Origin of the sequence: Streptomyces sp. NPDC060000, from assembly GCF_042737375.1 — a bacterium.
In the GTDB taxonomy this organism is placed as follows: domain Bacteria; phylum Actinomycetota; class Actinomycetes; order Streptomycetales; family Streptomycetaceae; genus Streptomyces.
In genome coordinates this window covers 206,268-223,273 of sequence record NZ_JBHWUU010000002.1, presented here as the reverse complement: position 1 = coordinate 223,273, position 17,006 = coordinate 206,268, and the positions used below count along the sequence as shown (strand labels likewise).

The 17,006-nt window shown below is 70.7% G+C and carries 14 protein-coding genes; 3 read left to right on the top strand and 11 right to left on the bottom strand.

Translation table 11 applies throughout. The features are described 5' to 3' along the window. Nucleotides 1-39 precede the first annotated feature (39 nt). The 10 genes from ACFWBB_RS02820 to ACFWBB_RS02775 all read right to left on the bottom strand — a co-directional run bounded on the left by ACFWBB_RS02820 (nt 40) and on the right by ACFWBB_RS02775 (nt 13,197). Nucleotides 40-1,824 carry an IucA/IucC family protein gene (locus tag ACFWBB_RS02820; protein WP_385266026.1) on the bottom strand — a complete coding sequence of 595 codons (1,785 nt, stop codon included), beginning with the start codon at nt 1,822-1,824 and terminating at the stop codon, nt 40-42. Next, entirely contained in the window at nt 1,821-2,375 is a 555-nt protein-coding gene (locus ACFWBB_RS02815; protein ID WP_385266025.1) for a GNAT family N-acetyltransferase, read from the bottom strand. The genes ACFWBB_RS02820 and ACFWBB_RS02815 overlap by 4 nt, the downstream gene beginning before the upstream one ends. Beyond that, nucleotides 2,372-3,646 carry a lysine N(6)-hydroxylase/L-ornithine N(5)-oxygenase family protein gene (locus ACFWBB_RS02810; RefSeq protein ID WP_385266022.1) on the bottom strand — a complete coding sequence of 425 codons (1,275 nt, stop codon included), beginning with the start codon at nt 3,644-3,646 and terminating at the stop codon, nt 2,372-2,374. Before ACFWBB_RS02810 ends, ACFWBB_RS02815 begins: the two co-directional genes overlap by 4 nt. Then, the gene (gene desA, locus ACFWBB_RS02805; protein ID WP_385266019.1) at nt 3,630-5,096 is read right to left on the bottom strand and encodes a lysine decarboxylase DesA; all 1,467 of its coding nucleotides are present in this window, start codon (nt 5,094-5,096) and stop codon (nt 3,630-3,632) included. Before desA ends, ACFWBB_RS02810 begins: the two co-directional genes overlap by 17 nt. A 165-nt stretch (nt 5,097-5,261) precedes the next feature. Next, the gene (locus ACFWBB_RS02800; RefSeq protein ID WP_385266016.1) at nt 5,262-6,071 is read right to left on the bottom strand and encodes a siderophore-interacting protein; all 810 of its coding nucleotides are present in this window, start codon (nt 6,069-6,071) and stop codon (nt 5,262-5,264) included. 153 nt (nt 6,072-6,224) lie between these two features. Next, nucleotides 6,225-7,274 (bottom strand): ABC transporter substrate-binding protein, encoded by a 1,050-nt coding sequence (locus ACFWBB_RS02795; protein WP_385266013.1) that lies wholly within the window; start codon nt 7,272-7,274, stop codon nt 6,225-6,227. Between the two features lie 180 nt (nt 7,275-7,454). After that, nucleotides 7,455-8,615 carry an acyl-CoA dehydrogenase family protein gene (locus ACFWBB_RS02790; protein WP_385266010.1) on the bottom strand — a complete coding sequence of 387 codons (1,161 nt, stop codon included), beginning with the start codon at nt 8,613-8,615 and terminating at the stop codon, nt 7,455-7,457. 6 nt (nt 8,616-8,621) lie between these two features. Then, nucleotides 8,622-9,557, bottom strand: coding sequence for a hydroxymethylglutaryl-CoA lyase (locus ACFWBB_RS02785; protein ID WP_385266008.1), 936 nt, complete (start codon nt 9,555-9,557; stop codon nt 8,622-8,624). Nucleotides 9,558-9,565: 8 nt separating this feature from the next. Then, nucleotides 9,566-11,566, bottom strand: a complete 2,001-nt coding sequence (locus ACFWBB_RS02780; protein WP_385266005.1) for an acetyl/propionyl/methylcrotonyl-CoA carboxylase subunit alpha — start codon at nt 11,564-11,566, stop codon at nt 9,566-9,568. 14 nt (nt 11,567-11,580) lie between these two features. Continuing rightward, nucleotides 11,581-13,197, bottom strand: coding sequence for a carboxyl transferase domain-containing protein (locus ACFWBB_RS02775; RefSeq protein ID WP_385266002.1), 1,617 nt, complete (start codon nt 13,195-13,197; stop codon nt 11,581-11,583). Between the two features lie 96 nt (nt 13,198-13,293). Between ACFWBB_RS02775 and ACFWBB_RS02770 the strand changes: the two genes are divergently transcribed. From ACFWBB_RS02770 to ACFWBB_RS02760, 3 genes are all read left to right on the top strand, one after another. Beyond that, nucleotides 13,294-13,887 (top strand): TetR/AcrR family transcriptional regulator, encoded by a 594-nt coding sequence (locus ACFWBB_RS02770; RefSeq protein ID WP_385265999.1) that lies wholly within the window; start codon nt 13,294-13,296, stop codon nt 13,885-13,887. Nucleotides 13,888-14,066: 179 nt separating this feature from the next. Further along, nucleotides 14,067-15,224, top strand: coding sequence for an acyl-CoA dehydrogenase family protein (locus ACFWBB_RS02765; RefSeq protein ID WP_171397439.1), 1,158 nt, complete (start codon nt 14,067-14,069; stop codon nt 15,222-15,224). Nucleotides 15,225-15,260: 36 nt separating this feature from the next. Then, complete coding sequence (locus ACFWBB_RS02760; protein ID WP_385265996.1) at nt 15,261-16,133, top strand: acyl-CoA thioesterase; 873 nt, start codon at nt 15,261-15,263, stop codon at nt 16,131-16,133. A gap of 55 nt (nt 16,134-16,188) precedes the next feature. On the opposite strand, the gene ACFWBB_RS02755 is transcribed toward ACFWBB_RS02760, so the two are convergent. Further along, nucleotides 16,189-16,980 (bottom strand): phosphatase, encoded by a 792-nt coding sequence (locus ACFWBB_RS02755; RefSeq protein ID WP_385265993.1) that lies wholly within the window; start codon nt 16,978-16,980, stop codon nt 16,189-16,191. Between the last annotated feature and the right edge of the window lie 26 nt (nt 16,981-17,006).

The window sequence follows — 17,006 nt, the reverse complement described above, 5'->3', positions numbered from 1 at the left end:
GCCCCCTGGGACCGTACCCGGGGGCGCCCGTCGCCTCGATCAGAACCCTGTGACGGGATTCTTCAGGGTTCCGATCAGCTGGAGGGCGCCCGACGGGTCCGCCAGATCCACCATCTGCCGGTTGTTGCGCAGCTGGAGGCGGTTGAGGCAGGACAGGGCGAACTCGGGGGCGAACATGTCGTACTGGCGGAACCGGTCGGCCAGTTCGGGGTTCGCCTCCTGGTAGGCGCGGGTGACCTCGGCGACGGTGCGCCAGAAGTCGTCCTCCGCGAGGATCCCCTCGGTGGCGAGGCCGGCCGCGAGGAAGCGGAAGAAGCAGTCGAAGACGTCCGTGAAGACGGACAGGAGCTTCTTGTCCTCGGGCACCTCGACGCGGATGCGCCGGACCTCGGGCGGCAGCACCGCGTCCGGGTCCAGGACCGCGATCTCCTCGGCGATGTCCTTGTAGACCGCCCGCCGCACCGCCCCGTCCTTCAGGACCAGGATGGTGTTCTCGCCGTGCGGCATGAACACCAGGTCGTAGGCGTAGAAGCTGTGCAGGAGCGGGGTGTAGTACGCCTGGAGGTAGCCGCGCAGCCACTCCGCCGGCGGCAGACCGGACTGCTCGATCAGTGCGCCGGCCACCGACCTGCCCTCGTGGTCCACATGGACCAGGGAGGCCATCGTGGCGAGCGACTCGCCGTCCTGGAGCGTCGGCACCGGGCTCTCCCGCCACAGCGCGGCCAGCATCTTGCGGTACGGCGAGTAGCGGTCCGTCGCCGCCTCGTACTCCAGGTGCCGGTAGCCCACGGCCGCCCGCTCCCGGATGATCGACAGGCCCGTCGACCTCAGTACCGGGTCGTTGTCGATGAGCTGGGCCAGCCAGTCGTTGATGGCCGGGGTCGCCTCCATGTAGGCGGCCGAGAGTCCGCGCATGAAGCCCATGTTGAGGACGGACAGGGCCGTCTTCACATAGTGCTTCCCGGGGTGCGAGTTGTTGAAGAACGTCCGGATGGACTGCTGTGCCAGGTACTCGTCGTCGCCCTCGCCCAGACAGACCAGGTGCCCGCGCGCGATCTCGGCGGCGAAGGTGACGGTGAGCTTGTTCCACCACTGCCAGGGGTGGACGGGGATGAGGAGATAGTCGTCCGGTGCGAGTCCCCGCTCGCGCAGCGTGTCCGCGAACCGCTCGACGGTCTTCTCGCCCAGCTCCTCCCGCACGAACGACTCGTACTCGATCCCGACGCCCGCCGTGAACGCCGCCCGTGACCGGTGCGCGGCCAGCCACACCAGCCGGACCGGGCTCGCCGTCTCGGGGGCGTACGACAGGTAGTCGTGGATGCCGAAGCCGAGCCGCCCGTTGTTGGCGACGAAGCAGGGGTGGCCCTCGGTCATCCCGGTCTCGATGGCCTGGAACCCGCTTCTGACCAGTTCCGCCGACGTGATCTGCGGTTTGGCCAGCTTGTAGCAGGTGCCGGAGAGGGTGGAGGAGATCTCCTCCAGATAGACCGGCAGGATCTCGTCGCTCAGGCCCAGCGTCTCCTTCAGCTCGATCATGAAGTCCAGCGCCGCGAGCGGGAGTTCGGCGCCGTCGCGGGTGCGGGTGATCGAGTCGGCGTCCACCTGCCAGTGGTCCAGGGCATGGCGGACGGCGGCGAAGCGGTAGTGGGTGAGCCCGTCGTCGCTGCGGACGACGTAACGGCCGTCCTTCTCGTCGGACGTGATCGGGTCGGGGGTGATCAGGCGCTCGTGCGCGAACTCGGCGAGGGCCTTGCGGACGAGCAGGCGGTTGGCCTTCTCCCAGCGCTCGGGGGAGAGATGGGCGACGGCGTCGGCGAGGCTCATGCCGTGACCCCCGTGGCCGCGGTGAACTGCTCGCGCGTGCAGAAGCTCAGCAACGCCCGCTTCTCCGGCTTCTCGATCTCCCGCTCGGGCACGAACCCGACGGCCTCGTTGAGGGCGTGGACCGCCTTGTTGGAGACGTCCGGTTCGACGACGACGCGCAGCACCGCCGGGTCCTCGAAGAGGTGGGTCATGACGGCGGTGATGACGGCCCGGGTGAAGCCGTGCACCGGCCGGTCCGTCGGGGCGACCAGGAAATGCATGCCGACGTCTCCCGGCCGCGGCTCGTACAGACCGACCAGCTCGCGGTGGCGGGGGTCGTAGTACTCCATCAGGAAGGCGGGCTCGCCGTCGTGCAGACCGAGCAGGGCGTGGTGGTGTTCGTCGGCCGCGATGTCCATGTAGGCGCGCTCGACGTCCACCGGTTTCGCGTCTTGCATCATCCAGTAGGCGGCCTTGGGATGGGTGACCCAGCCGTGCAGCAGCTCGGCGTCCTCGACGGGGTCGAGGGGGCGGAGGCTGAGACGGCCGACGGCGGCCTTGGTGGTGCTCATATGCCGAACTCCTGGAACGCGATGGTCTTCTCGACCGGGTAGTACTCGCTGCCGAGCAGCTCACGGATGATGGAGCTGTTGCGGTACGCGCCCATGCCGAGGTCGGGCGAGGTGATGCTGTGGGTGTGCGCGCCCGCGTTCTGCAGGAACACGCCCCGGCCCGTGGTGTCGATGGCGTAGTTGCGGGCGACGTCGAAGTTGCCACGGGAGTCGTAGCGCAGTCTGTCCCGGACGGGCTTCAGGAACTCCGGCTCGACGTACTTGTAGCCGGTGGCCAGGACCAGGCCCTGGGAGCTCAGCTCGAAGTCCTTCCCCTGCTCCTCCTGGCGGAACCCGAGGGTGTAGGTGCCGTCGGCGTAACGCGCGCTGCTGAGTGAGGAGTTGGTCAGCAGCCGGGTGGGCACCGGACCGCCGAGGTTCTTCTGGTAGAGCAGGTCGAAGATCTCGTTGATGAGATCGCCGTCGATGCCCTTGAAGAGGTTCTTCTGCTCGGCCGTGAGGCGGTAGCGGGTCGGCTCCGGCAGCTCGCGGAAGTAGTCGATGTACTCCGGGGAGGTCATCTCCAGCGTGAGCTTGGTGTATTCGAGCGGGAAGAAGCGCGGGGAGCGGGTGACCCAGTTCAGCCGGTAGCCGTGCACGTCGATCTCGCCGAGCAGGTCGTAGTAGATCTCGGCGGCCGACTGCCCGGAGCCGACCAGCGTGATCGACTCCTTCTTCTGCAGCTCCGCCTTGTGGCGCAGATAACCGGAGTTGTGCAGGAAGTCGCCGCCCAGGCCGGCGCAGGCCTCCGGGACGTACGGGGGCGTGCCGGTGCCGAGGACCAGGTGACGGGCGCGGAACCGCTCGCCTGCGGCGGTCCGTACGACGTACACGTCGTCCTCGTACGTCACTTCCGTGACCGTCGTCGAGAAGCGCACGCTGCTCAGCTTGTTCGCGGCCCAGCGGCAGTAGTCGTCGTACTCGACGCGCAGCGGGTAGAAGTTCTCGCGGATGTAGAACGAGTACAGCCGGCCCTTCTCCTTCAGGTAGTTGAGGAAGGAGTACGGCGAGGTCGGGTCGGCCAGGGTGACCAGGTCCGACATGAACGGCGTCTGGAGGTGGGCGCCGTCGAGGAACATGCCGGAGTGCCACTCGAAGTTTGGCTTGGCCTCCAGGAAGACACCGTCGAGCGTGTCGATCGGCTCGGTGAGACAGGCCAGGCCGAGGTTGAAGGGGCCGAGCCCGATCCCCACGAAGTCATAGGTGCGGCTGGCTTCAGGAAGCGCGGTCAAGGGACTCTCCCAGGTACTGCTCGGCGTGGCCGGCGATCAGGTCGAGGACGGCGGCGATGTCGTCGGTCGTCGTCTCGGGGTTGAGCAGGGTGAACTTCAGGTAGTGGCGGGCGCCGACCTTGGTGCCCGCGACCACCGCGTCACCGGAGGCGAACAGGGCCTTGCGGGCGTAGAGGTTGGCGCGGTCGATCTCGGCCGGGTCGGTGACGGCGGCGGGGATGTAGCGGAAGACGAGGGTGGAGAGCGACGGCTGGACGACGACGTCGAAGCGCGGGTCGGCGGCCAGCAGCTGCCAGCCCTCGGCGGCCAGGTCGCAGACCTCGTCGAAGAGCTGACCGATGCCGTCGGCACCCATGGTCCGCAGGGTCATCCACAGCTTGAGCGCGTCGAAACGCCGGGTGGTCTGCAGGGACTTGTCCACCTGGTTGGGGATGCGTTCCTGCACCATGCGGCGCGGGTTCAGGTACTCGGCGTGGTAGGTGGCGTGGCGGAGCGTGGCCGCGTCGCGGACCAGTACGGCCGAGGAACTCACCGGCTGGAAGAAGGACTTGTGGTAGTCGACGGTGACGGAGTCGGCGCGCTCGATGCCGTCGATCCGGTCGCGGTGCTTGACGGAGGCGAGCAGACCGCAGCCGTAGGCCGCGTCGACGTGCATCCAGGTGCCGTACCGGTCGCACAGCTCGGCTATCCCGGGCAGCGGGTCGATGGAGCCGAAGTCGGTGGTGCCGGCGGTGGCGACCACGGCCATGGGGACCAGGCCGGCCTTCTCGCAGCGCTCCAGCTCGCGGGCGAGCGCGACCGTCTGCATCCGCTTGTCGGCGTCGACGGGGACGGACACCACCGCGTCCTCGCCGAGGCCCAGCAGTTTCGCGGACTTCTTCACGCTGAAGTGGCTGACCTCGGAGGCGAAGATGCGCAGTCCGGCGAGGGCGGCCGGCCCTTCCCACCCGTCCCGTCCCGGCTTGGCCTCCTCGCGGGCGAGCAGCAGCGCCTGGAGGTTGGACTGCGTGCCGCCGGAGGTGAACACGCCGTCGGCGGCCGGGCCGAGGCCGATGCGGGCCGTCGTCCAGTCGATCAGTTTGCGCTCGATGAGGGTGCCGCCGGCCGACTGGTCCCAGGTGTCGAGGGAGGAGTTGACGGCCGACAGGACCGCCTCGCCCAGCACGGCGGGGATGACGACCGGGCAGTTGAGGTGGGCGAGGTAACGGGGGTGGTGGAAGTAGATCGCGTCGCGGAGGTAGACCTCCTCCAGCTCGTCGAGGACGGCCGCGGTGTCGTGCAGCGGCTCGTCCAGGTCGATCCCGTCGATGCGGGGCGCGAGGGCGTCGACCGTGACGCCGGTGAACGGACGGTCGGTGGCGGCGATTTTGGCGGCCACCCGCTCCACTCCTTCGGTCACGGTGCGGCGGTACTGCTCCGCGGTCGTGTCATTGAGCAGGTGCGAGCGCATGGTGGGGGTCCTCCGGGGTGGGGACGGGGTCCGCGGGTGGACGGATCCGAGCGCGGAGCCTGGGTTCAACTTAGGTTAGCCTAACCTAAGTTGGACGATCCTGTCTCGGCCGTGACCGTGATCACGTCCGTGCCCCCGCACCTGCCCGCGGAGGCGCGGGGGCCGCTACTCCGTCTCGCGGAGCTGTTCCTCGCTCATGCCCTGGCGCCAGTACCCGACGAAGGTGATCCTGCGCCGGTCGATCCCGCGCTCCTGGACGAAGTGCCGGCGCAACGCCTTCACGCACCCCGACTCACCCGCGATCCAGACGTACGGGTGCTGGGCGGCCGGGAGCCGGGCGCCCCGGAGGGCGTCCACCGAACTCTCCCCGACCACCCAGGTGACCTCGGCGTCCGCGGCCGTCGCCAACTCCCGCACGTTCCCCGCCTCGTGCGCCTCCAGCCAGACCCGGACACGCTGCCCGGCCGGCAGGGACTCCAGGATCGAGGCGATGGCCGGAAGGGCGGTCTCGTCGCCCCACAGCACGACCAGGTCGGTGTCCCCGGGCGGCCGGAACCGGATCGCCCGGTTGTCGGCCACGGCCGGGCCCAGCAGCACGACCCGGTCCCCGGCGGCGGCGCCCGCGGCCCACGCGGAGGCGGGACCGGCCGGGGTGTGCAGCACGAAGTCGATGTCGATCTCGTCGGGATCGCGACGCAGCGCGCGCAGTGTGTACGACCGCATCACGGCCCGTACCCCGTCCGGCAGTTCACGCCACCCCTGCCACCAGCCGTCCCCGAGCTCGAAGGGGACGGCCGGCACGGACTGCCCCGGATGCGGCAGGAAGAGGGACAGCGACTGGTCCCGCCCGTCGGAGAAGCAGTGCCGCAGATCCTCCCCGGCGAAACTCACCCGGACCAGAGAGGGTCCGAGCCGTCGAGTCCGTACGACCTGAAGCGAGAAGAACCGAAAGGGCGCGGCGATGGCGGTGGTCATGTGCACTCCTGAGGCTTCGTCAGGCTTCGTCAGGCTTTGAGGGGGCGGGGCAGCCGGCCGAGGGGCGCGGGGCTGCATCGATGTGCGGCTCCGCCGCGTGGGCGCGACCAACCACGACGGACCCGCAGTCGCCCACGCCGCCCGGCGGAGCGTTCAGCTGACCTTCTTCGCCTTCTCGAGAGCCTCGGCGAGGTTCTCCAGCAGCGGCACACACTTCGCGTAGGACAGGATCGGCTCCGGCGACCGCGCGATGACCTGCCCCGCCTTCACCGCGGGCAGCGTCTTCCAGGTCGCCTCGGTGATGTCGGCGGGCTGGATCGTCGAGGAGCGGTCGTCCATCATGATGATGTCGGCCGCGTACTTGTCGACGTTCTCCCAGCTCAGCGACTCGTACCAGCCGCCACCCTGCGCCTTCGCGCTCTCCGGCGGCTCGACGAAGTTCACGCCGAGGGCCTTGAAGTACTCCAGGTCGATGGAGAGGTTGGTGCCGGAGACGTAGAACAGTTCGGCACTCGCGGAACCGGCCATCACCTTGATGCCGGGCTTGGCCTTGGCGGCGGCGCGCAGCCGGGCGGCCGCGTCCTCGAACTTCTTCTTGGCGTCGGTGACCGCGGCCGCCGTCATGTCGGCGCCCAGGGACTCGGCCAGCTCCCACACGCGCTGGAGCGGAGCGGTCAGCTGGCGGTCGTAGACGGAGACGCCGACGCTCGGGGCGAGCTTGGCGATCTTGTCCTTGGAGGCCTCGGGGACGTACCAGAGGGTGCCGGCGTTGTCGAACATCGTGGAGATGAGCACGTCGGGCGCGAGGGCCGCGTACTTCTCGACGTTGAACTCGTCCCAGACGTTGCCGAGGACCGTCACCTTGCTGATGTCCATGTCGCCGGCCTGGACGTCGGCCTTGCCCGCGGTGGTCCTGGTGGGGCCGAAGACGCCCTTGACCTGGATGCCGTAGTCGTGGAGGGCGGCGCCGACGCCGGTGAAGGCGACGATGTTCGCGGGGACCTTGTCGAGCTTCACCGTGGTGCCGCGGTCGTCCTTGAAGGTCCAGGGACCGGACTTGGCCGAGGAGCTCGCCGACGACCGGGAGCCGCTGCCGCTCGCGTCGTCGTCTCCGCAGGCGGCGAGCACGGCACCGAGGCCGAGGGCGCCACCGGCGGCGAGGATGCCACGGCGGGTGGGGCGAGCGGCTCTGGCGTTGGACATGTCTCTGGCTACCTTCGAACGGGGGGATCACCCGGGGACTGATCGAACGTAGGTTAGCCTAACCTCACCTTGAATTGAAGGGTCCGGCGGCCTCGTGGCACACCGGACCCGCGATGTCGGGCCGGCGTCCCATCGTCGTCCGAACGCGCCGCGGCGCGCCCCGGGTTCAGCCCGTCGCCCTCAGTCGGTGAGCCCCAACTCCCGTGCGATCAGCATCCGTTGCACCTCGCTCGTGCCCTCCCCGATCTCCAGGATCTTGGAGTCGCGCCACATCCGGGCCACCGGGTACTCGTTCATGAAGCCGTAACCGCCGTGGACCTGGGTGGCGTCGCGGGCGTTGTCGACGGCGATCGTCGACGAGTAGAGCTTCGCCAGGGCCGCCTCCTTCTTGAAGGGGTCGCCGGACACCAGCCGTGAGGCCGCGTCCCGCCAGGCGAGGCGGGCCGTGTGGGCCTTCATCTCCATGTCGGCGATCTTGAACTGGATGGCCTGGTTGGCGCCGATCGGACGGCCGAACGCGTGCCGTTCCTTCGCGTACTTGACCGACTCGTCCACACAGCCCTGCGCGAGCCCGGTCGCCAGCGCCGCGATGGCGATGCGCCCCTCGTCGAGGATCCGCAGGAACTGCGCGTACCCGCGGCCCTCCTCGCCCAGCAGGTTCGCCGCCGGGACGCGCACGTCGGAGAAGGACAGTTCACGGGTGTCCGACGCGTTCCAGCCGACCTTCGAGTACGGGCTCGCGACGGTGAACCCCGGGGTGCCGGACGGCACGATGATCGCTGAGATCAGCGGCCTGCCGTCCGGCTTGCGGCCCGTCACCGCCGTGACGGTGACCAGCCCCGTGATGTCCGTTCCCGAGTTGGTGATGAAGCACTTGGTGCCGTTGATCACCCATTCGTCCGTGTCCGGATCGAGGCGGGCCGTCGTACGGGTGGCGCCCGCGTCCGAGCCGCCGTCCGGCTCGGTCAGCCCGAACGCGCCCAGGATCTCGCCGGAGCACAGGCGCGGCAGCCACTCCCGCTTCTGCTCCGGCGTCCCGAAGAGGTGGATCGGCATGGCGCCCAGCGAGACGCCCGCCTCCAGGGTGATCGCCACGGACGAGTCGACGCGCGCGAGTTCCTCGAGCGCGATGCCGAGGGCGAGGTAGTCGCCGCCCATGCCGCCGTGCTCCTCGGGGAACGGCAGCCCGAACAGGCCCATGCGGCCCATCTCACGGACGATCTCGTACGGGAACTCGTGCCGCTCGTAGAAGTCGCCGATCTTGGGCGCGACCACGTCGTGCGCGAACTCCTCGACGGTGCGGCGGAGTTCTTCCAGTTCGGGGGAGAGACGGTGGTCCATGTCGGTTCACTGCTCCTTGTGGGGCTGTGTCGTCGTACCGAGTGCTCGGACGGTGCGGGACGGGCTGGGTCGGCCCAGTTGGCCGGCCATCCACTCGCTCGTGGCGACGAGACGGCCGAGGTCCACCCCGGTGTCGATGCCGAGGCCCCGCAGCATCCACACGAGGTCTTCGGTGGCGAGGTTGCCGGTGGCGGACTTGGCGTACGGGCAGCCGCCGAGACCGCCCGCCGAGGCGTCGACGGTGGTGACGCCGTGCTGGAGCGCGGCGAGGGTGTTGGCGAGCGCCTGACCGTAGGTGTCGTGGAAGTGCACGCCCAACGCGCCGGTGGGGACGCCCTGTTCGTTCAGCGCGGTCAGCAGGGCCCGGACGTGGCCCGGGGTGGCCACGCCGATCGTGTCGCCCAGGCTCAGCTCGTCGCAGCCCAGGTCGAGCAGGGCCCGGCAGACCCGGACCACCTGGTCGACCGGGACCGCGCCCTCCCACGGGTCGCCGAAGCACATGGAGAGATAGCCGCGCACATGCACGCCCTGCTCCTTGGCCCGGGCCACGACCGGCTCGGACATGGCCAGCGCCTCGTCCACCGTGCGGTTGAGGTTGGCCTTCGCGAAGGACTCGGTGGCGCTGATGAAGACGGCGACCCGGCGGGCGCCCAGGGAGAGCGCGCGGTCGAGTCCGCGTTCGTTCGGCACCAGGACCGGCAGCGCCACGTCCAGATCGCTCACCAGCGGGAACAGTTGCTCGGCGTCGGCGAGTTGGGGCACCCAGTCGGGGTGGACGAAGCTGGTGGCCTCGATGGTGGTCAGGCCCGCGTCGGCCAGTCGGCGGACGAACTCCGCCTTGACCGCCGTCGGCACGACCGCCTTCTCGTTCTGCAGACCGTCGCGTGCGCCGACCTCGTGGATCCGCACCCGCGCGGGCAGACCCGGGGAGGGTACGGCCATGGGAAGTGTCACTGGTCCTCCTCTGCCGGGGCGATGACGGCCAGCACCTGGTCCATGGCGACCGTCGTGCCCGGCGTCACGTCCAGTTCGGCGACCGTGCCGGCGTGCGGGGCGGAGATGACGTGCTCCATCTTCATCGCCTCGACGACCAGCAGGCTCTGGCCCGCGGCCACCTCGTCGCCGACGGCGACCTTCACCACCGTGACCGTGCCGGGCATGGGCGCGGTGAGCGAGTCGGCGCCCGCGTGGGCCCCCCGGGTGAGGGACTCGGCGACCGGATCGTGGTCGCGCACCTGCCAGGCATCGCCGTCGCGGCCCAGCCAGGTGCCGTCCGGCAGCGCGGCGAAGGTCTGTGTGAGGCCGTCGAGCCGGCAGGTGAAGCGGGGATCGGAGCCCGGCCGCGGGGGCGGGCCCCCGGCAGCCTGCAGCGGGGTGTCGGCCCCGTCCAGCAGCACCTCTGCCCCGCCGTCCGCCGTGCCGCGCACGCGGACGGTCACCGGATCGTGGCCCGGCACGTGCAGGTGGTGTGCCGTCCAGGCGGGTTCGCCGCCCAGGCGCCAGCCGTCCGCGACGGAGAAGGGGTCCACCCAGCCGGCGGCGGGCGCGGGGGAGAGCGCGGCCTGGCGCAGCAGCGCCGCCGCCGCGTAGACGTCCTGCGGTACGCCGGCCGGGACGAGCGTCCCGGCCTCCCGCTCCACCAGCCCCGTGTCCAGCTCGCCGGCCACCACCGCCGGATGGGCCAGCAGCCGCCGCAGGAACCCGGCGTTGGTCTGCACGCCCAGCGTGACCGTCTCCGCGAGGGCCGCCCGGAGTCTGCGCAGCGCGCTCTCCCGGTCCGGTCCGTAGGCGATCACCTTGGACAGCATCGGGTCGTAGAGACTGCCGACCTCGGTGCCCTCGCTCAGCCCGGAGTCGGTGCGCACGCCGTCGCCCTGGGGTTCGCGCAGCCGGAGCACCGTCCCCCCGGAGGGCAGGAACCCGCGCGCGGGGTCCTCGGCGCAGATCCGCGCCTCGACCGCGTGCCCGGTCAGCCGGACGTCCTCCTGGCCGAAGGACAGCGGCTCACCGGCGGCCACCCGCAGCTGCCACTCCACCAGATCCAGGCCGGTGACCAGTTCGGTGACCGGGTGCTCCACCTGGAGGCGGGTGTTCATCTCCATGAAGAAGTACGACGACGGGTCGCTGCCCGGCACGATGAACTCCACCGTGCCCGCGCCCCGGTATCCGCACGAGCGCGCCGCCTGGACCGCCGCCTCGCCCATGGCCGCGCGGGTCCTCTCGTCCAGCAGGACCGACGGCGCCTCCTCGACGATCTTCTGGTGCCGGCGCTGGAGGGAGCACTCGCGCTCGCCCAGGTGCACCACGTTCCCGTGGCCGTCGGCCAGCACCTGGATCTCGATGTGCCGGGGCCGGTCCACCGACCGCTCGACGAGGAGCGTGTCGTCGCCGAAGGAGGCGCTGGCCTCGCGGCGGGCGGCGGCGATCTCCTCGTCCAGCACGGCCAGGTCCCGTACCAGGCGCATGCCCTTGCCCCCGCCGCCGGCCGACGGCTTGAGCAGGACGGGCGCGCCCAGTCGACGGGCGGCCTCGGCCAGTTCGGGGTCACGGCCGCCCGGGACGACCGGGACGCCGGCCGCCTGCACGGTCTCCTTGGCGCGGATCTTGTCGCCCATCAGGGCGATGGCGTCCGCGGGCGGTCCGATGAAGACCAGCCCGGCGTCGGCGCACGCGCGCGCGAAGCGGGCGTTCTCGGCGAGGAAGCCGTATCCGGGGTGGACCGCCCGGGCGCCGGTTCGGGCGGCCGCCTCCAGCAGCCGCTCCACCGACAGATAGCTCTCGGCCGCGGGCGGCGGGCCGATGCGTACGGCCGTGTCCGCCTCCCGGACGTGCCGGGCCTCCGCGTCGGCGTCGGAGAAGACGGCCACCGAGCGCACCCCCAGCGCGCGCAGGGTGCGGATGACGCGGACGGCGATCTCGCCCCGGTTGGCCACAAGCACGGTGTCGAACATCAAGGCTCCCCTCCTCACATCCGGAAGACGCCGAACTGGGGCTCACCCAGCGGCGCATGGGCACAGGCGGTCAGTGCGAGACCCAGCACCTGCCGGGTCTCCAGCGGGTCGATCACACCGTCGTCCCAGAGTCGGGCGGTGGCGTAGTAGGCGCTGCCCTGGCGCTCGTACTGCTGCCGGACCGGCGCCTTGAAGGCCTCCTCCGCGTCCGCGGACCACTCCTGGCCCTGCGCCTGAAGCTGGTCCCGCTTGACCGTCGCGAGGACGGAGGCGGCCTGCTCGCCGCCCATGACGGAGATCTTGGCGCCCGGCCACATCCACAGGAAGCGGGGCGAGTAGGCCCGGCCGCACATGGAGTAGTTCCCGGCGCCGTACGACCCGCCGACGACGACCGTCAGCTTCGGCACGCGCGTGCACGCCACCGCCGTCACCATCTTGGCGCCGTGCTTGGCGATGCCCCCGGCCTCGTAGTCCCGGCCGACCATGAACCCGGAGATGTTCTGGAGGAACACCAGCGGGATCCCGCGCTGGTCGCACAGTTCGACGAAATGCGCGCCCTTCTGGGCGGACTCGGAGAACAGGATGCCGTTGTTGGCGACGATGCCGACCGGGTGGCCGTGGATCCGGGCGAAGCCGGTGACCAGGGTCTGCCCGAACTCGGCCTTGAACTCCGCGAAGCGGGAGCCGTCGACCACACGCGCGATGACCTCGCGGACGTCGTAGGGGGTGCGGGAGTCGACGGGCACGGCGCCGTACAGCCCGTACGGGTCGACCTTGGGCTCGACGGACGCCCGCACCTCCCAGGGGAGGGGCCCGCGCGCGGGGAGCGTGTCGACGATGTTCCGGACGATCCGCAGCGCGTGCGCGTCGTCCTCCGCGAGATGGTCGGTCACGCCCGACACCCGCGCGTGCACCTCGCCGCCGCCCAGCTCCTCGGCGGTGACGACCTCGCCGGTGGCGGCCTTCACCAGCGGGGGACCGCCCAGGAAGATCGTGCCCTGGCCGCGGACGATCACGGCCTCGTCGCTCATGGCCGGGACATAGGCCCCGCCGGCCGTGCACGAGCCCAGCACGGCCGCGATCTGCGGAATCCCGGCCCCGGACATCCGGGCCTGGTTGTAGAAGATCCGCCCGAAGTGCTCCCGGTCCGGGAACACCTCGTCCTGCATCGGCAGGAAGGCCCCGCCGGAGTCCACGAGATACAGACAGGGCAGCCGGTTCTCGAGGGCGACCTCCTGGGCCCGCAGATGCTTCTTCACCGTCATCGGGTAGTACGTGCCGCCCTTGACGGTGGCGTCGTTGGCGACGATCACGCACGCGCGTCCGCTGACCCGGCCGATCCCGGCGATGACCCCGGCCGCCGGGGCCTGTCCCTCGTAGAGGCCGTCGGCGGCGAGCGGCGCCAGCTCCAGGAACGGCGACCCCGGGTCCAGCAGGGCGTCGACCCGGTCCCGGGGCAGCAGCTTCCCGCGCGCGGTGTGCCGGGCCCGCGCCTTCTCCCCACCCCCCAGCCGGGCCGCGGCGAGTTTGCCGCGCAGCTCGTCGACGAGGGCGCGGTGCGCCGCCTCGTTGGCCCGCCAGGCCTCCGACGCGGGGTCTGCCGCACTCGTCAGCTCCGGTGCCTGCTCCATCCTTGCGGTCCCCTCACCCAGTGATCGACTGTTAATGAGCGTTAACCATTTCCTCCAGGTTAACGACCGCTAACCTCCCTGTCTAGAATCGTCTTCATGGCCACGAGAACCGACGCCCCCACCCGCCGCGAGCAGATCCTCAGGGAGGCCGCGCGGCTGTTCGCCGAGCGCGGGTTCCACGGCGTCGGGGTGGACGAGATAGGCGCCGCGGTCGGCATCAGCGGTCCGGGTCTCTACCGGCACTTCCCCGGCAAGGACGCGATGCTCGCCGAGCTGCTGGTCGGCATCAGTGAGCGGCTGCTGACGGGGGCGAAGCGGCGCCTGGAGGAGGCCGACGGGGTGCCCTCCGAGGCGGTCCTGGACTCGCTCGTCGAGGGCCACATCGACTTCGCCCTCGACGACCGCCCCCTGATCACCCTGCACGACCGCGAGCTGGACCGCCTCCGTGACAGCGACCGCAAGCTGGTCCGCCAGCTCCAGCGGCAGTACGTCGAGCTCTGGGTGGAGGTGCTGCGCGCGGTGTATCCCGGCCTCGCCGAGCCGGCCGCCCGCTCGGCGGTGCACTCCGTCTTCGGTCTGCTGAACTCCACCCCGCACCTCGGCCGGCCGGGTTCCCTGCCCGGGCGCGCGGCCACGGCGTCGCTGCTGCACCGGATGGCCCGGGGCGCGTTCGCGGCGGCAGGGGAGTGACGAGCGTTACCCCCGCCCCACCCTGGACGCTGTTCGTACTCGCCGGTACGGTTGTTCTCTGAGCAAGCGCTTAGCCATCGGACCCGCGACTGTGCCGCAACCACGCATTGAGCAACCCCGACGGCGAGCAACCACATCCGCGAGAGCGGCGCCGGCTTAGGCGCAGAGAGGGGCCGGCGGTGCGCCGTACGGTGTTCAACGAGGATCACGAGGCGTTCCGGGAGACCCTCCGGGCCTTCATCGAGGCCGAGGTCGTCCCCGTCTACGACGAGTGGTTCGCGGCCGGCCAGGCGCCGCGCGACTTCTACTACAAGCTCGCCGAGCTCGGCGTCTTCGGCATCCGCGTCGACGAGGAGTACGGCGGCGCCGGCATCGACTCGTACAAGTTCGAGGCCGTGCTCTACGAGGAGACCGCCCGCGCGGGCGTCTCCTTCGGCGGCTCCGGTGTGCACGTGCTGCTCGGTCTGCCGTACCTCAAGCTGCTCGCCACCGACGAGCAGAAGAAGCGCTTCCTGCCGAAGTTCGTCTCCGGCGAGGAGATGTGGGCGATCGCGATGACCGAGCCGGGCACCGGCTCCGACCTCGCGGGCATGAAGAGCACCGCCAAGCTCTCCGAGGACGGCACGCACTACGTCCTCAACGGCTCCAAGACCTTCATCACCGGCGGCGTCCACGCCGACCGCATGATCGTCTGCGCCCGCACCTCCGCACCCACCGCCGAGGACCGCCGTCACGGCATCTCCCTCTTCGTCGTGGACACCAAGGCCGAGGGCTACTCGGTCGGCCGCAAGCTGGACAAGCTCGGCCTCAAGACCTCCGACACCGCCGAGCTGGCGTTCGTCGACGTCAAGGTGCCCGTCGAGGACCTGCTCGGCGAGGAGAACAAGGGCTTCTACTACCTCGGCCACAACCTCGCCTCCGAGCGCTGGGGCATCGCCTACGGCGCGTACGCGCAGGCCAAGGCCGCCGTCCGGTTCGCCAAGCAGTACGTGCAGGAGCGCGTCGTCTTCGGCAAGCCGGTCGCGCACTTCCAGAACACCAAGTTCGAGCTGGCCGCCTGCCAGGCCGAGGTCGACGCGGCCGAGGCCGTCGCCGACCGCGCCACGGAGGCCCTGGACGCGGGCGAGCTGACCCCGGCCGAGGCCGCCAGCGCCAAGCTGTTCTGCACCGAGGTCGCCCACCGCGTGATCGACCGCTGCCTCCAGCTGCACGGCGGCTACGGCTTCATGAACGAGTACCCGATCGCCCGTCTGTACGCGGACAACCGGGTCAACCGCATCTACGGCGGCACCAGCGAGATCATGAAGTCGATCATCGCGAAGGACATGGGTCTGTAAGCAGCCCGCAACTACGGGCCGCTACAACTAGATGCCATGAGCCAGGCACTACAGGATCTCCTCGATCTGCTCGACCTCGAGCAGATCGAGGAGAACATCTTCCGCGGCCGGTCCCGCTCCGCCGTCGTCCCGCGCGTCTTCGGCGGGCAGGTCGCGGCACAGGCGCTGGTCGCCGCGGGACGGACGGTCCCCGAGGACCGTCTCGCCCACTCCCTGCACGCGTACTTCCTGCGCATGGGTGACCCGGGCGCGCCCATCGTCTACACGGTCGACCGGATGAACGACGGCAAGTCCTTCACCGCGCGGCGCGTCCTCGCCGTCCAGCACGGCCAGCCGATCTTCGCGCTGTCCGCCTCCTTCCAGCGGTACGAGGAGGGCTTCGAGCACCAGGCCCCCATGCCGCCCGCCCCGGACCCGGCCACCCTGCCCACCTCCGAGGAACGGCTGCGCGGCTACGCCCACCTCGACCCCGAGGTCGTCGAGAGGTTCCTGGAGGCCCGCGAGGCGGTCGACCTGCGCTACGTCGACGAGCCGCCCTACGGCCGGTACGGCGCACCGCGCGAACCGCACTCCCAGGTGTGGTTCCGCGCCAACGGCAAGCTCTCCGACGATCCTCTCCTGCACGTCGTCCTCGCCACCTACGTCTCCGACATGACGCTGCTCGACTCGGTCCTCCTCGCCCACGGGCGCGGCGGCTGGGCGATCGGCGACGTGGTGGGGGCGTCCCTGGACCACGCGATGTGGTTCCACCGCCCGTTCCGCGCCGACGAATGGCTCCTCTACGACCAGGAGTCACCGTCCGCGCACGGCGGCCGGGGTCTCGGCCAGGCCCGCATCTACACCCAGGACGGACGGCTCGCCGTCTCGGTGATCCAGGAGGGTGTGGTCCGCGCCCCTCGCGGCGGCTGAGCACACGGCGCCGCACGCGCGCGTGCGGCGCCCCTCCCGGGGATGTCCGGCCGGCCTACTCGGTCAGTCCCGCCTCCGCCAGCAGGTACGTCGTCATCGGGTCGTAGTGACGCGGGCTGACGACGTGGTCGTCGAGGGGGACCGCCACCTGGACGGTGCCCTCCGACTCGGCGATGAACAGCGCAGGGTCGTTGCAGTCGGCGTAACCGACGGAGTCGACGCCGTGCTGCCCCGCGTAGCCCGCCCAGCCGTGGTCGGCGACGACCAGATCCGGCAGCGGGCGGCCCTCCCGCTCGAGCGCGGTGAGGATGGCCTTCATCGGCTCGCCCGAGTGGGTGTGCCAGAGGGTGGCGCCGTGCTCCAGGACCGCCACGTCGGCCAGCTGCCAGACGTACCCCTCGTCCGTCTGCAACCCCTCCGGGATGACGACGATCTCGCAGCCGGCCGTGCGCAGCGCGGCGGCCGTGGCGCGGTGCACGTCGAGAAGACCGCCCGGGTGGCCGGTGGCGAAGAGGACCCGCTGCTGTCCGTCGGCCGCCTTGCGCAGCCGGGCCGCGAGCCGGTCCAGGCCGTCGACCGTCAGCTCGGGGTCGATGGTGTCCTGGCCGTAGCGGTACTCGGGATCGTCGTTGACCCCCACCCGCTCCGCCATCACCGCGAGCACGTCCTGCTCGTCGGTCCAGCGGTCGCCGAGTTCCAGGCCGAGCCAGAAGTTGCGCACCCCGTTCGCGAGCTGGCGGTAGTGGGAGAGGTTGTTCTCGCGGGGCGTGGCGACGTCCCCGGCGATACGGGTCCTGACGAGGTGGTCGACGAGTTCGGCGCGGCTGGGCGTCCCGGGTATCGGCATGGTTTCCATTGTGGGGCAGCCGGCTG